Here is a 14,750-nt window from a genome sequence, read left to right as displayed (position 1 = left end):
GCTCCGACCTGCGCCCTGGCCGCGCCCAGCGAGCCGCAGCGGCCGCCCGGCGCGGCGGCAAGGCCGGCGGCCGGGCGCGCCGCGGCTAGGGTGCTCCCGCACCACCGCGCACCATCGGGGCGGCCTGCGGGCCGCCTTTTTTCGCGCCCCTTCCCCGCCGCGCCCCGAGCGATAGCCGTTCCCTCGTCTGGCCAATTCCCTCCGCTTGCCGTACTCCACAGGATGCAGGGCGATCTTCAGGTATCGTAAAGACGTTAAACGGGGAAGGGAATATTGGATGAGAATCGCTGTTGCATGCGATGGTCTGAATGTGGCCGCCCAGGCGAGCGGCTGTGCGAGCTTTACCTGCTATGCGGTGAACCACGGCATCATCTCGGGATGCTGCAATGTGCCCAACATGGGCATCACCATCTTCGAGAGCGTCGAGACGCTCTGCCAGATCGATACCGACGTGCTGATCGCCGGCTCCTTCGATGAGGACATCCGCGCGGCCCTGGCCGCCGCCGGCATCGAGCCCGCCGTCACGGCCCTGGCTGCCCCGAAGGAGGCGGCGGATGCCTACCTGCACGCCACCCTCATGGGCGAGACCGGCTTGGAAGACGCCTGCGCCTCCGCAGAGCCCCTCGACGAGCTGGACGACGCCTTCGCCCGCATCGAGTACAAGCTCGTGGCCCGAAGCGCCTAGGGCGTCTTGAGCCGACAGGGCCGCCGCCCCAACCGATTCAGCCCGCAAAAAAGGGACCCTCTCGGGTCCCTTTCTCGTCACACAATGGAAGACAACTTAGGCAACGGCCTTCTTGGCAATCTCGGCCAGGGCGGCGAAGGCGGTGGCGTCGTTGACGGCCATGTCGGCGAGCACCTTGCGGTCCAGGGTCACGCCGGCCTTCTTCAGGCCGTTCATGAACACCGAGTAGGACAGGCCGTTGATGCGGGCCGCGGCGTTAATGCGAGTGATCCACAGGCGACGGATCTCGCGCTTCTTGTTGCGGCGGTCGCGGTACATGTACTGCAGCGAATGCTGCACCTGCTCCTTCGCGGCACGGTAGGAACGGGACTTCGCACCATAATAGCCCTTCGCACGGGCGAGGACGGTACGACGCTTCTTGCGGGCATGGACAGAACGCTTTACACGAGGCATATCTTAATCACTCCTAAAGAATCGGAAGAACTAGCGGAGGCCGAGCTGGCGCTTGACGACCTTGGTATCGGCTTCGGCGATCTCCGTCTCGTGACGGAAGTTGCGCTTGCGCTTCTGGCTCTTCTTGGTGAGAATGTGGCTCTTGTAGGCCTTGGCACGCATGAGCTTGCCAGAACCGGTCACGCGGACGCGCTTGGCCATACCGCGATGGGTCTTCATCTTAGGCATTAGTTGTCCTTTCCTTCGTCGTTCTTAGCTTCCTTTTTCTTCTTGGCCGTTGCAGGCAGAGGAGCGATGAGCATGTGCATGTTGCGGCCCTCCATCTTCGGCTGGTTCTCGATGACCGCCACGTCCTTCAGGTCGTCGGCCAGACGCTCCAGAATGGAGAGGCCCTGCTCGGGATGGGCCATCTCGCGGCCGCGGAACATGATGGTGATCTTCACCTTGTTGCCGCCGTCGAGGAAGCGCAGCACGTGCTTCTTCTTGGTGGTGTAGTCCCCCACGTCGATCTTCGGGCGGAACTTCATCTCCTTGATCTCGATCTTGTTCTGGTTCTTACGCGCCTGCTTGGCCTTGATGGCCTGGTCGTACTTGAACTTCCCGTAGTCCATGATGCGGCATACGGGCGGATCGGCGTTCGGGGCGATCTCCACCAGATCGAGATTCATGTCGTCAGCGATGCGCTGGGCCTGGGCCGTGGGGTACACGCCCATCTGGTTCCCATCGAAATCGATCAGACGGCATTCGCGCGTGGTGATCTCGTCGTTGAGCCGCGGCTCTTGAGCAGCTATCGCGCTCACCTCCCTTTCGTGTTCTCACACATAAAAACCCGCCGGCTCCATCGAGCGCGGCGGGTTCCATTCGCAAAAGACGTTCTGCGGAAGACCCATCAGCAACCCGAAGGCGCCGAACCAGGTGGAGAGCTTGCGCCCTCGCTTGATTAACAGCTTGCCTATGATAACTCTTATCTTTTGCCAGGGCAAGGACTTTTTTCAGAAGTTCGTCCAAGGAAGCCAGCGAGGGTCCGACAGGTGCCCGCCATTGCCTTGAAGCGCGGCCGAGCGGCCTTCGCGCCGTGAGGGAAAACGCTGAATAGCGAGGGCAGGCGCCTGTCGGAGCCGCAGCGTCGGCCGGCCCGTTCGTCCCGTCAGGGCGAGTGGAACCTAGGCGTTCACGTAAATGAAGATGGTGCGCACGGTGTCGGCGAGATTGCCCGAGGCGTTGGCCATGGAATAGTCGTAGGACAGCACCGCCGACCAGGTGTGGGACGCCCCTTCCACATCGGCCTCGCCGCTGAAGGAGCAGTACTCCTTGGTGACCGTCTTGCCGTCGGAGTCCACGGTGGTGTAGGCGGTGGAATCCTCGGGCAGCTCCACGGCCCCCTCGGGCACGGCCACGCCGGCCTCGGCCAGGGTCTTCTGGATGATGTCCTCATTGCGCACCGCATCGGCGAAGGAAAGCGAGCCGTAGCCGAGGGCCGTGGTTGAGGCGGAGTAGCCGGCCTGGATGATCTTGCCCGCCTCGTCCAGCCCCAGATACACCGTGGGCGTGCCCGTGCGGCTGTCGGCGGGCTCGGCCGTGAGCGCCACGCGGGCCTCGGTCTTGATGGGGTTGCCCTCCTCGTTCACCGCCCGGGTGCTGGACACCTGGGCGCCGTGCTGGAGCACGGTCACGGCCTCCTCCTGGGTAAGCCCCAACAGGCTCACCAGATCGGGCACTGTGGTGACCTTCGCCGTGGAGGTGGAGGCGTCCTGGGCCTCGTCGGGCTTGATCTCGGCAGTCTGCTGCTCGGTGCTGAGGGCCTGCTGGATACCGAGGGAGTTCCCCTCCTTGAACAGCTGCACGCCGAAATAGATGAGCCCCGCCACCACCAGCGCCAGCAAGATGATGGCCACGATGAGGATGCGGCGCATGCGGCGGGACTTGCGCATGTACTCGGGGATATCGTCCTTGGAGGCGGCCGTATCCAGCTGCTCGCTGGGCCGGGCGTGGCGCCCGACGCCCTTAGCGCCCCGGGAGCGGCCGGACTGCGGGCCGCGGGAGGCGCCCTTGGAGGCCGGGCGCGTGGGAGCGCCGGAGATGACGCCGAGGTTGGCCGGGCGGCCGGCCTCGGCGGGGGGAACGGGGCGCCCGGCGTAGAAGTCCTCGAAGGCGCCCTCGTCGGCGAAGGCCTCGCCCACAGACAGCCCCTCCCCGTCCGCCGGCTCGCCGTCGGCCAGATCGATCTCCTCCATCGTAGCGCCCGGGCCCACCGTTATCTCCTCGGAAGCGACGGAGGAAGCCGGATCGGCGCCCTTCCCCACCGGCGCCATGGCCGTGGTGAAGCCGTCGGATCCCACGGGATGGAAAGCCTCGGTCAGGCCCATGGCCCCTTCCTCGGCCGGGGCCGGACGGCGGTTGCTCTTGCTGTTCTTCACCATGTTCGCTTCCTTCTTCGTTCGTTGGGGCTGCGTTCAAAGGGGGCGGTTGCGCTAGCGCGCGAAATTGCACCAGAGGACGAAGGCGACGATGGCGAGCACCGCCACGACGATGACCGTCTTCTGGGTCCTCGACATGGACGAGCCCTCGATGTCGGCCAGGGTGGTGGCCCGATAGCCGTCATCGGCCGCCGGCCGGACCGGCTCCAGCGCCGCGGGAGCGGGCTGGGCCCCGTCGGCCGGATCGGAATCGGGCTCGTCGGCCGACTCGGGATCCGTCAAGGCTCCGTCGGTCGGTGCAGGCCCTGTCGCAGGTCCGGCGCTCGTCCCGGGCCGGGGCTTTGGCCCGTCGGTCGGCTCGCACGCCAACCCCGTGGCGTCCTCGACGATGCCGGCCTGGATAACCACGTCGTCATCGTCGTCGGCATTCACCGTGATATGGGAGAAGCCCGCAGGTTCGGCCATGGGTCGCGTCCTTTCTGTGAGAAGGCTCAATTATAACGGATCGCCTCACCGGTTGAGGAGGTCGATCACCGTAAGTTCACCGGAAGCGGCCTCGATGATGTCGCGGTTGCCGAAGACGCAGACGCAATCGGCCCCGGCGATGGCGTCCACCGCCGGACCCAAGGCCCGCACCTCCTCGGCCGTGGCCAGGGCCACCTCGCGGCGCACGGCGGCGCGCTCGGCGATGCCGTAGCCGGCGAAGTACATGCCGTCCTGGCGCCGCAGGAGCGCCCGGGCCTTCTCCGGAGCGTCCAGGGAGGCCACGACCGACACCACGTAGCCGTCCATCTCGGCCTCGGTGGGATCGAAGGCGCCGGCGAGCCACGAGCCGGCCTCGGCGAAACGGGCCCGGGTCTCGTCGATGCGCGGGTCGCGGTAGGAGTAGAAGCGGCAGGAGCCGGCGCGATTGCAGCGGAAGCCCACGCCGTAGGCGCCGCCCTTCACGCGCACCTCGCCCCACAGGTAGTCGTAGGTGAGGATGCGCGAGGCCAGAAGCCACGGACCCGTATAGGGCAGCCCCGTCAAGCGGCGATCCCAGCCGCAGGCGGTGTAGGTGACGTCGGTGGGCACGGCGAAGGCCTCGCGGCGGTTGACCGGGGCGGGCACCGCGAGGGCCGCTTCCGGCCGGGGCCCGTCCGCGGGAGTGCGGGCCTCCCAGAAGCGATCCAGGTCGGCGTCGCTGCCGGCCAGCGACACCGTGCAGTTGCCGTCCACCACAAGGCGCCTCGCCAGATCGCCCAGCTTCGCGGCCAGATCATCGGCCCGCTCGTCGAAGGAGTCCAGCAGGTCCCTCAAAAAGCGGTAGTAGTCCACCCCGGCCAGCGCCTCGCGCACCACATCCGCCGGCAGGTAGTAGGAGGCGGCCCGGGCCATGGCCGCGGTGTGGCCGTTGGCGGCGAAGGACTGCTCCATGGCGATGCGCCACTGGGCCAGGATGTCGCGGATGCGCTCGGTGTCGGAGAAGTCGGTCTCGGTGAGCACCTCGTCCACGAGGGTCGCCATCCAGGCGGCGTTCTCCCCTAAAGCCGAGGCGCCGGCCACGAGCACCGGGCGGATGCGGTCGCGGTCGTCCACGTCCTCGTGGACCTCGCAGGCGAAGCCCATGTTGCCGAGGTGGGCCTGGGAGAGGGTGTCGATCTCGGCGGCGCTGTGGCGGGCAGTGTCCAGCTTGCCGAGCACGCTGGCCAGCACGGCGGCATAGGGCAGCTCCTCGAAGGCGAGGGAGGCCAGATCGTAGTAGCGGTAGGCGTAGGCGAGTCCGTGGGTGGGAACATGGTGGCGCACGAGGTCCACGCCGTCGCGCCGGGCCTCCTCCCACATCTCCTCGGCCGGCGCCGGGCCGATATCGCCGCGGGTGAGCTGGGGCAGCTTCGCCACCGCGGCCGGGTCGTCGGGGGCCTCCTGGGCCGCCCGCAGATCGGCGCAGGCCCACCGGATGGCCTCGGCCTCCTGGGGGTCGAGGGCCGCGGCGCGGCGCCGGGCGTCGGCCTCGGCGGCCGCCTCCCCGTAGGCGCCCGCGGGCACCACCTCGGCCCGAGCCCAGTGGCCGCTCTCGCAGAACAGCTCGCGCAGCAGCCGCTCGAAGTAGCCTTCCTCCACCCGGGCGGTCAGGGCGGCGAACAAATCGTCGAAGCGCAGGTAGGCCATGGGGTCGTCGTCGGAGTACAGCCAGCCGCCCAGGGCCGCCATGGCCAGCACCACGCCGTCGGCATAGCCGAAGTTGCGCTCCCGCATGACGAACTGCCCGTGAGCCAGGGCCGCCCGCACCAGATCGCGGTCGAGGCCGCCGTCGGCCAGGCGCGCCGCCTCGCTGCGCACGATCTCCTCCAAGCGCTCGGCGGCCCCGGGCCGCGCCCCGCGCAGGGACACCACGGCGAAGGGCTGGGCCACGGAGTCCACCACATAGCCCAGGGCGTCGTCGGCGATGCCGGCATCCAGCAGGGCCCGCTTCAGGGGCGCCTCGTTGGAGCCCATGACAGCGTCGATGAGAATGTCAGCGGCCAGCACGCGCTCCCGCTCGGCGGCGGTGCCGATGACCGAGCCCACGGCGGCACAGGCGTTCTCCGGCGCCGTGTCCATGGCCACGGCCACGGGCTCGGCCACCACGGGCGCCTGCAACCCAAGGGGGTTCGCCTTCAAGGGCCCGCGCTCCTCGGCGGAAAGCGGCGCCAGGTAGCCCTCGTCGATGAAGGCGAGGAAGCGATCCAGGTCAAGGTTGCCGTACAGGATGATATAGCTGTTATCGGGACGGTAGTGGCGGCGATGGTTCTCCAGGAAGGCCTCGTAGGTCAGCGTGGGGATGGCCGCCGGCGTGCCGCCCGATTCGAAGCGGTAGGTGGTGTCGGGGAACAAGGCCGCCGACAGGCCGTTGAACAGCACCGCGTCCGGCTCGGAGAGGGCCCCGCGCATCTCGTTGTACACCACGCCGTTGTAGACGAGGCGCTCCTCATCCCCCTCCCCTTCCAGCTCCCAGTGCCAGCCCTCCTGCTCGAAGATGGCCGGGCGCTTATATATGTTGGGGCGAAAGACCGCGTCCAGGTACACGTCCATGAGGTTCAACAGGTCGCGCTCGTTGGTGGAGGCCACCGGGTACATGGTCTTGTCCGGGAAGGTCATGGCGTTCAGAAAGGTCTGCATGGAGGTCTTCAGCAAGTTGACGAAGGGCTCCTTCACGGGGAACTTCTCCGACCCGCACAGCACCGAGTGCTCCAAGATGTGGAAGACGCCCGTGTCATCGGCGGCCGGGGTCTTGAAGCTAATGGAGAAGGCCTTGTTGGCATCGTCGTTGGCCAGGTACATGAGCCGCGCCCCCGAGGCCACGTGGGTCATGAGGTGCGCGGTGCCCTCGATCTCCGGCAGGTCCTCGCTGCGCTCCCAGGCGAACCCATGGCGCGCCGTGATGGTCTTGGTATCGGTCATAGCCGTGCCCTTTCTCTGCGTTTTCCGCCCGTATTGTACCCAACGGGGCCGCAAGGGACGCCTTCCTTCATGCCGTCGTTATTATTTCTCCGCGAGGAGAAAATATTCGCTATAATCGGCGACAGAAAAACAGCCCGATTCCGAGACGAGAGACGGAGCGATCCATGCTTGAACTGAAGAACCTGGTGTTCGAGGTACCGGCCGACGGCGGCGGCACCAAGCGCATCATCGACGATCTGTCGCTGACCATCCCCGACGGCCGCTTCACGGTCATCACCGGCCCCAACGGCGGCGGCAAGTCCACCCTGGCCAAGCTCATCATGGGCATCGAGGAGCCCACGAGCGGCACCATCCTCTTCGACGGCGCCGATATCACGAAGATGCCCATCACCGACCGTGCCAAGCTGGGCATCGGCTACGGCTTCCAGCAGCCGGCGCGCTTTCGCGGCATGAAGGTGAAGAAGCTCTTGGACATCGCCGCCGGCAAGAAGCTGCCCATGCTCGCCTGCAACGAGTACCTCTCGAAGGTGGGCCTGTGCTCGGCGAGCTATCTCACCCGCGAGGTGGACAAGTCGCTGTCGGGCGGCGAGGTGAAGCGCATCGAGATCGCCACCATTCTGGCCCGCGACCCGAAGCTGGCCATCTACGACGAGCCCGAGGCCGGCATCGATCTGTGGAGCTTCGATCGCCTCACGGAGACCTTCCGCGACATCCACGAGGCCCGCGACGGCCGTTCCATCGTTATCATCTCGCACCAGGAGCGCATCATCTCGCTCGCCGACGAGATCGTGCTTCTGCAGGCCGGCTCCGTGGCCGCCACGGGCACTCCCGCCGAGCTCATGCCGCAGCTGGGATTCGCCGCCCGCAGCCTGGACGACCACGGCTGCCCCCTGTCGGTGCCCACCGAGCTGCACCTCACCGAGATCCCCACCACCTGCTAACCCGCCGGAATCTACCAGCGATCGAGTACCGGCGTAGAGGGATCGCCGGGTATTCCGACCGAGCGAGTTCCGCAGCGACTTGAACAGGACTGAACGTCCTGTTCAACCAAGCGAGGACTGTCTGAGCGAATCGGAATACCCGGCGATCCCGACCCCGAGGAGTCGCTGCAACACTAAGGAGAACGAACATGGCCGTTGACCTTTCCCCCATCGACGAGAACCTGCTCGCCGAGATCGCCAACATGCACGGCATGCCGAAGGGCGCCTTCAACGTGCGCAAGGACGGCGAACTTGTGGAGCGCCATTCTTCCGCCTACATCGACATCGAGACCAAGACCAACAACCCCGGCATCGACATCCACATCGCGCCGGGCACCAAGGGCGAGACGGTGTACATCCCCGTCATCGTGACGAAGTCGGGCCTGAAGGACGTGGTGTACAACACGTTCTATGTCGGCGAGAACTGCGACGTCACCATCATCGCCGGCTGCGGCATCCACAACGACTCCCATGATGCCTCCGAGCACGACGGCATCCACAGCTTCTATATCGGTAAGAACGCCCGCATCCGCTACGTCGAGAAGCACTACGGCGAGGGCGAGGGCTCAGGCGAGCGCATTTTGAACCCCACCACCAACGTGTACATGGAGGAGGGCTCGTCCTGCGAGATGGAGATGGTGCAGCTGCGCGGCGTGACCAGCACCGAGCGCGACACCAACGCCGAGCTGGGCGCGGGCGCGAAGCTGGTGCTCACCGAGAAGCTGCTCACCCACGGCAACCAGACCGCCATCTCCAACATGAAGGTGGAATTGAAGGGCGAGGGGTCTTCCGTGCAGGTGATCTCCCGCTCGGTGGCCCAGGACGATTCCGTGCAGGTGTTCAACCCGCTCGTCATCGGCGAGTGCGCCTGCCGCGGGCACGTGCAGTGCGATGCCATCATCATGGGCAACGCCAAGGTGAAGGCCATCCCCGGCATCGAGGCGGCCAGCGAGGACGCCATGCTCGTGCACGAGGCCGCCATCGGCAAGATCGCCGGCGACCAGATCGTGAAGCTCATGACGTTGGGGCTGACCGAGGAAGAGGCCGAGGCCGAGATCTTGGACGACTTCTTGAGCTAGGGCGCACTCCAACCAGCAAAAAGCGGTCCATCAGGACCGCTTTTCTATGTCTTGACGATGGAATAAGGGAAGGGCGGCCGCGCACGATGCGGTCGCCCTTCCCGATACATGCCTTCCCTATGGCTGAGAAGCTTTCGGCTATTCGGTATCCTCGTCACCGGTGTCGCCGCCGGACCCGTCGCCGGAGCCGCCGCCCTCGCCGGACCCGTCGCCGTCGCCGGAGCCGACGCCCTCGCCGGACGCGCCATCGTCACCGGCACCGTCGCCGTCGCTGCCATCGTCGGCGCCCTCCTCGCCCGAGCCGTCGCTTCCGTCACCGGAACCGTCGTCGGAGGAGGAGACGGGCGTGGTCTCGTCGATGACCGTCAGGTCATCGAGGGCCACCGCGGTGCCGAGCCACTTGCGCTCGATGACGCTGATGGTGCCGTTGCCGGCCAGGTTCGCCAGCACATCGCCGGCGGCGGTCTGCAGATCGGTGTTGGCGCTGGCAACCGCCATGCAGTAGCCGCTCGGTTTCATGAGCATGGCCACGATGGACACATCGAGCCCGTCGTCCACCCCGTGGGCGGCGTACAGGCCGATGATGGCATCGGCGGCCACGTACTGCACCGTACCGGCCTTGAGGGCCTGGAAGGCCTCGCTCAGGCTGTCAGTGGAGGTGAGGGCCCCCTCGCCGAACTCGTTGGTCACGGCCCAGGCGCTCTTCGAGGATACCTGCGCGGCGAAGGTGGCATCGCCGCCGGGCTGGGGAACGCCGGCATCGGGGCTCAGGGCGAATAGGGCGATGCCCGTGGGCAGGTAGGACGGGGACATCCAGAAGTCGCCCTCGGCGCTGGCGTTATCGATACCCAGGATGATGTCGGCCTCGTTGTTGGCCAGGGCCGCTGCCGGATCGGAGCCAGTCTCAACGATGGAGAGCTTCAGGCCCAGCTCATCGGCGAGCGCGGCGGCGATATCCACATCGATGCCGATGATCTTGCCGTTGCCCATGCCGGCCAAGGGCGGGTTCTCGGTGTTGACGCCCACGCGCAGGGTGCCCTCCTCGCCGATGACCGGCGTCTGCACCGCAGCCTCCTTCAGCTGGGGGCGATAGTCGTTCGAGCCGTTGCAGCCGGCCAGCATGAAAGTCATGCAGGCGAGCGCCGCCCCGAGGGCGACCATAACGAACTGGCGTCTTCTCACAATGTCCTCCGTCTAGTACGTCGTATCACAGTGCCTCTTCCGACTGACCTAGTCTTTGACCCCACACTCGCGCACTGGGGCGTTCGCTTGCGCTACTGACCCTCTCGTCCGTCGCAGGATCTTGACTGCGAAACGGGTGCGGACGGTGCGACTTACCTCTAGGATACGCCATGCTCACGCCGGGCGGGCCCAGCCGCTTACGTGGATCCTTTCGACCGCATCTGCCATGGACTTGGGAGCACCCGCAGGCCCTCCCGCAACTACAGACCCGAAAGAAGCACCGATAAGTGTAGCAGAAGCCGACCCCCATGGGGAAAAGCCCAGAGAACCTACGGGTGACAAACGGCAAACGCGGGCCGGCGGACGCGGCAGCGGCCCGACAGCGGGCGGTGCGGGACGCGAGGGCGGCACGCGGGCGATCAGGGCGGCATGCCGCGAGGATGCCGAAGGGCCGCCGGGGCGGCGCGCCGGCGATAGGGGCGAGGCTATGCCGGGGTGCGAGCGGGTCGGCGAAACGGCGCGAAAGCGACGCGCCCTAGGTGCGCGGCGGGAGCTAACTGCGGCTCGGCGGCGAACTTTTCGCGATTTGCGCCCGCTACACTGCTCCCATGGAAACCAAGGCCGAACAACTCCCCCTCTTTACCCTTGCCGCCGATCCGCCCGCAGCCCCGGCAATACCGTACCGCGCTGGGCGCCCCGCACCCCGCGGGCGGCAGGAGCGGGCAGGCGCGCTGCAGTCCCCGGGCGAGGAACGCGGGACGCAGCGCCATCGGCGCCGACGGCGCGCGGCACCGCAGCGCCAGCGGGAACAGCCGCCATCCGCCACAGCCGGGCACCACCTGCGCCAGCGGGCCTTCGAGGTGTTCGCCGAGACCCTCTTCCCCACCCGCTGCGCCCTCTGCGACGCACCGGGCACCGTCCTGTGCGACCGCTGCGCGCGTCGCCTCCCCTACATCGATGCGACCCTCGCCTGCCCCCGTTGCGGCGCCCCCTACGGGCGAGTGCAGTGCACTGAGTGCAACCCCGTGCTCATGGCCCCCTTCGGCTGTAAGGAGCCTCCCTGGGACGGCGCCGTGAGCGCGCTCGTCCTCACCGAGGCGGCCCGGCGCGTCGTCACCGTGTACAAGGATCAGGGGGAACGGGGCCTCGCCCGGCCCATGGCGGCCATCATGGGCCGCTATCTGCCGCCGGCCTGGCTCGCCGACGAGCCGGCCGTGGCCTTCGTGCCCGCCACGCCCGGCGCCCGACGGCGCCGCGGGTTCGACCACGCCGAGCTGCTGGCCCGGGAGCTGTCCTGGATCATCGGAGCCGAGTGGGCGCCGCTTCTGGCCGCCCCGCGCCGCCTCGACCAGCGGCGCCTGTCGCGCACGGCCCGCATCCAGAACATGCGGGCGTCTATGCGGGCGCTCCCCGGAGCCACCATACCCCCGGCGATCATCCTCGTGGACGACGTGTGCACCACCGGCTCCACGCTCATGGCGGCCGTCGAGGCCCTGCGGGAAGGAGGTGCCCACACCGTCTACTGCGCCACCTTCGCCCGGACATAAGAAAAGGCGCGCCCGAGAAGACGCGCCTAAGCAAAACGGTTCAGGGGAGCTTGCACCGACCAAGCGACTGCCCTCGGGCCTGCCTTGTGCTACAGCACGGCGAAGGGGGCTGGGAAGGACCCTACTTGGAAGAGAGGCGGGCGCCCTCGGCCTCGGAGAACTCGGCCACGTCCACGGAAATGGAGTGCCTGATGGGCTTCCAGGCCGCCTTCTTCACGAGGGCGATAAGCGCGATGGGAATATAGGTGAGCATGAAGATGGGGAACGTGAACATGTAGCGGATCTTCTTCGCCGTCGTGGTGCGAATGGAGTCCCATTCGACGAAGGTGGTCAGCACGCCGAACACGAACATGAACACGAGGTAGTTGCACAGGCAGAAGACGACCGATGTCACCGAGCTGGCGATGGCCACGCCGCCGGACATGACGCCCGTAGCGGCCAGCACGATGATGATGGAGTTGAACAGGATGGAGATGATGGAGAGCAGCATGCCCGGGGCAATGGTCATGAGCATGTCGTAGCAGGCGAAGCGATAGCCGCGGGGGTTGACCACCGCCCCCTTCACCAGACCGCCGGCATAATGGGCGAACACCTGGTAGAAGCCCTTGGCCCAGCGGAAGCGCTGGTTCCAGGAATCGCGGAAGGTGATGGGCTGCTCATCGTAGAGCACCGCCGTGGGGCAGTAGGAGATGCGCACCCCGTCGATGATGGAGGAGGCGGAGAACTCGATGTCCTCGGTGAGCAGGTGCCACTTCCAGCCGCCGGCCTTCTTCAGGATGTCGGCCGCGATGAAGAAACCGGTGCCTGACACCGCGCAGGAGGTGTTCAGCGTGAGCCGCGCCTGGTTGAGGAACTTGGCTTCGCGCAGGAACCACACGCCGTAGCCGGCCGAGATCCAGTTGCTGCCGAAGTTCTTGGAGTTGCGATAGGAGGTGGAGGCCTGGGCGCCCCCGTCGAAGGTGGCGTTCATCTCGCGGAAGTAGTTCACGTCCAGCACGTTGTCGGCGTCGAAGACGAAGTAGGCCTCGTAGTCTTTGTCGGCGTACTGCTCCCAGATGGCCTTCAGGCCCCAGTCGAGGGCGTAGCCCTTTCCCACCTGCTTGTCATTGTGACGTGGGAACACGATGGCGCCGGCCTCGCGGGCCACCTCGGCCGTACGATCGGTGCAGTTGTCGGCGATGACGAACACATCGATGAGTTCGGCGGGGTAGTTCTGCACCTTGATGGAGTGGATGAGATCGGCAATGACCGTCTCCTCGTTGCGGGCGGCCACCAGGACGGCGTAGCGGTGGTTGCGCGCAGCCGTCTTCTTCGGGGCGCGACGGGTGAGAACGACCAGCACGTAGTAGAGCTGATAGGTGTAGCACAGGGTAAAGGTCAGGAACACGCAGAAGTTGAAGATGTCAACGAAGGACAACGCCGACACTTGCGATGCTACGGTATCGAACACCAGGTTACTCCTTGGACGTGCGCCGAGGCCGGCGCGTATGCACAAACGCCTGAATTATAGCCGCCAACACCGCCCTGCGCACGACGTTTGCGTCCGAGAGGGCCATTTGATGCCATTTGCCCACAAAGCGGCCCCGCCTCTCCGCATTTGCCCCACACCCCCTCCATATATGTAAGGGAAGCGTAAGGTTTTCCGTGAAGGGACGGGGCCTCAGAAGAGCCGGACACCCCCGCTCGCAGAGGCTCCCTCGCCTCAGGCCGTGCGCCGACGGCGCAGAGCAAGGGCGAGCGCGCCGGCAGCGGCAGCGGCGCCCAAGGGCAGCGCGAGGGCAAGCCCGTCGCCGGTCTGGGCGAGGCGCCTCAGGGCGGTGGCCGGCCCAACGGACGCGCCTGGCTCCCCCACGACATAGGTCACACGCACCACGCGCACGGTGCCGTCGGCATCGGTATAGGTGGCGGTCACCACATAGGTGCCGGGCACCGACGGATCCACGGCCTCCGCTGCTTCCCCATCGCGCACAATGGTTACCGTCACGTCGCCTTTCGGATACTCGGGTCGATCCCCGAAGCGGTCGATAATGTCGGCGAGCACATCGTCCTTGCCCAGGGGTCGATCGGAGGAATCCGACGGCAGGTTGACAGTCTCGTCGATGACGATGTCGGGCCGCTTGCCACCGGAGTGGTCGCCGTCCGGCGCAGTGGGCGGCTGGGGACTGGGATCGGCGGTGCGCTTGCCCACCTCGACCTCCGAAGAGACGAGCGTAATCCGGTAGTTGTCCACCCCCGATCGCGCCCCAGCCTCGCCCGCCTGCGCGGCGGGAACCCCGCCGGCCGCCCGGGCTGCGACGCCCCGATCCCCGGAGGCGCCGCCGTCGTCAGGCAAACCCGCCGCCCCGAGGACGCGGGCCGAACCGGGCACATTGGCGAAAGTCACGGCCACCTCGTAGTCGCCGGCAGCGGGGCTCTCCCCGTCGAGCGGCAGCCCGTCGCCCCGGCGCAGGCAGGTAAGCGCCGCCTCGCCCAGGATGGAGTCCACCGTGCCGTCGGAGGCGCGCTCACCGTCGCGAGGCGCCAGCATGTTGGGTGCCCAGGCGCCGGTGCCAGGCCACACGTCCAGGTCGTGGGTGAAGGAGACGGGCGCACCCGCCCCGTCCCGCAAAGGCTCGCCCTCCCATCCCCGCTTCACCGACGAGGAGGCCGTCACCACAAGGTCGCGGGGCACGATGCGCCCCGGGGCCGTCATCACGCCGCCGGGAGCAATAGCGGAAATGTCGTAGTCGGCCGCGTCCGCGCCCTCGAGACGAAGGCCCGAGAAGGCGACCGTGCGGGATTCGGAGACATCCTCCCCGTCGAAGGAAGCCGTATCCCACACGAGGCGCACGTCGGCGCCCGCGCCCACCAGGTCAGCCAGGCTCGCTGAGGTCACACCAAGGTCGGTAGTGCCGTCGTAGACCTTCGCCCACGAGCGCTTGGGAACGCCGTTGCCGTCGAGGTCGCCCTCGGAGGGGTTGGCCGGATCGGGAGCGGGGGCGGTG

13 protein-coding genes are annotated in these 14,750 nt (G+C 67.1%); 4 read left to right on the top strand and 9 right to left on the bottom strand.

Features of this window, described 5'->3' with window-relative positions; translation table 11 throughout:
- Nucleotides 1-277: 277 nt before the first annotated feature.
- Nucleotides 278-685: a NifB/NifX family molybdenum-iron cluster-binding protein gene (locus F8D48_RS10595; RefSeq protein WP_151431926.1), complete on the top strand. Its 408-nt coding sequence runs from the start codon at nucleotides 278-280 to the stop codon at nucleotides 683-685.
- 96 nt (nucleotides 686-781) lie between these two features.
- Here F8D48_RS10595 and rplT read toward each other — a convergent pair whose 3' ends face one another.
- The 6 genes from rplT to F8D48_RS10565 form a co-directional block, all read right to left on the bottom strand.
- Entirely contained in the window at nucleotides 782-1,138 is a 357-nt protein-coding gene (rplT, locus tag F8D48_RS10590) for a 50S ribosomal protein L20 (RefSeq protein ID WP_135971087.1), read from the bottom strand.
- A 30-nt stretch (nucleotides 1,139-1,168) separates the two neighbouring features.
- Nucleotides 1,169-1,366, bottom strand: coding sequence for a 50S ribosomal protein L35 (rpmI, locus tag F8D48_RS10585; RefSeq protein WP_135971086.1), 198 nt, complete (start codon nucleotides 1,364-1,366; stop codon nucleotides 1,169-1,171).
- Nucleotides 1,366-1,938 (bottom strand): translation initiation factor IF-3, encoded by a 573-nt coding sequence (gene infC / locus F8D48_RS10580; RefSeq protein WP_135971085.1) that lies wholly within the window; start codon nucleotides 1,936-1,938, stop codon nucleotides 1,366-1,368. Before infC ends, rpmI begins: the two co-directional genes overlap by 1 nt.
- Nucleotides 1,939-2,301: 363 nt before the next feature.
- On the bottom strand, nucleotides 2,302-3,558 hold the full coding sequence (locus F8D48_RS10575) for a histone-lysine N-methyltransferase (RefSeq protein ID WP_151431924.1): 1,257 nt from the start codon (nucleotides 3,556-3,558) through the stop codon (nucleotides 2,302-2,304).
- A gap of 51 nt (nucleotides 3,559-3,609) precedes the next feature.
- Entirely contained in the window at nucleotides 3,610-4,020 is a 411-nt protein-coding gene (locus tag F8D48_RS10570; RefSeq protein WP_151431922.1) for a hypothetical protein, read from the bottom strand.
- 45 nt (nucleotides 4,021-4,065) lie between these two features.
- Nucleotides 4,066-6,978 carry an insulinase family protein gene (locus tag F8D48_RS10565; RefSeq protein WP_151431920.1) on the bottom strand — a complete coding sequence of 971 codons (2,913 nt, stop codon included), beginning with the start codon at nucleotides 6,976-6,978 and terminating at the stop codon, nucleotides 4,066-4,068.
- Nucleotides 6,979-7,142: 164 nt separating this feature from the next.
- Here F8D48_RS10565 and F8D48_RS10560 point away from each other — a divergent pair, with 164 nt between their 5' ends.
- Together F8D48_RS10560 and F8D48_RS10555 are read left to right on the top strand one after the other, a co-directional pair.
- Entirely contained in the window at nucleotides 7,143-7,919 is a 777-nt protein-coding gene (locus tag F8D48_RS10560; protein ID WP_135971081.1) for an ABC transporter ATP-binding protein, read from the top strand.
- A gap of 188 nt (nucleotides 7,920-8,107) precedes the next feature.
- Nucleotides 8,108-9,037 carry a SufB/SufD family protein gene (locus F8D48_RS10555; RefSeq protein ID WP_151431918.1) on the top strand — a complete coding sequence of 310 codons (930 nt, stop codon included), beginning with the start codon at nucleotides 8,108-8,110 and terminating at the stop codon, nucleotides 9,035-9,037.
- A 138-nt stretch (nucleotides 9,038-9,175) separates the two neighbouring features.
- Here F8D48_RS10555 and F8D48_RS10550 read toward each other — a convergent pair whose 3' ends face one another.
- Nucleotides 9,176-10,219: a substrate-binding periplasmic protein gene (locus F8D48_RS10550; RefSeq protein WP_240806321.1), complete on the bottom strand. Its 1,044-nt coding sequence runs from the start codon at nucleotides 10,217-10,219 to the stop codon at nucleotides 9,176-9,178.
- 860 nt (nucleotides 10,220-11,079) lie between these two features.
- On the opposite strand from F8D48_RS10550, the gene F8D48_RS10545 reads away from it, so the two are divergent.
- Nucleotides 11,080-11,766 carry a ComF family protein gene (locus tag F8D48_RS10545; RefSeq protein WP_170272805.1) on the top strand — a complete coding sequence of 229 codons (687 nt, stop codon included), beginning with the start codon at nucleotides 11,080-11,082 and terminating at the stop codon, nucleotides 11,764-11,766.
- 121 nt (nucleotides 11,767-11,887) lie between these two features.
- Here F8D48_RS10545 and F8D48_RS10540 read toward each other — a convergent pair whose 3' ends face one another.
- Both F8D48_RS10540 and F8D48_RS11715 read right to left on the bottom strand, forming a co-directional pair.
- Nucleotides 11,888-13,216, bottom strand: coding sequence for a glycosyltransferase family 2 protein (locus F8D48_RS10540; protein ID WP_151431914.1), 1,329 nt, complete (start codon nucleotides 13,214-13,216; stop codon nucleotides 11,888-11,890).
- A gap of 252 nt (nucleotides 13,217-13,468) precedes the next feature.
- Nucleotides 13,469-14,750 (bottom strand): YDG domain-containing protein (locus F8D48_RS11715; RefSeq protein WP_205717386.1); only part of this gene is annotated, 1,282 nt, incomplete at its 5' end.

The organism is Adlercreutzia muris (assembly GCF_008831045.1).
GTDB lineage: Bacteria > Actinomycetota > Coriobacteriia > Coriobacteriales > Eggerthellaceae > Adlercreutzia > Adlercreutzia muris.
The sequence above is the reverse complement of the archived record's forward strand: the minus strand, read 5'-3'. Positions and strand labels throughout refer to the sequence as shown.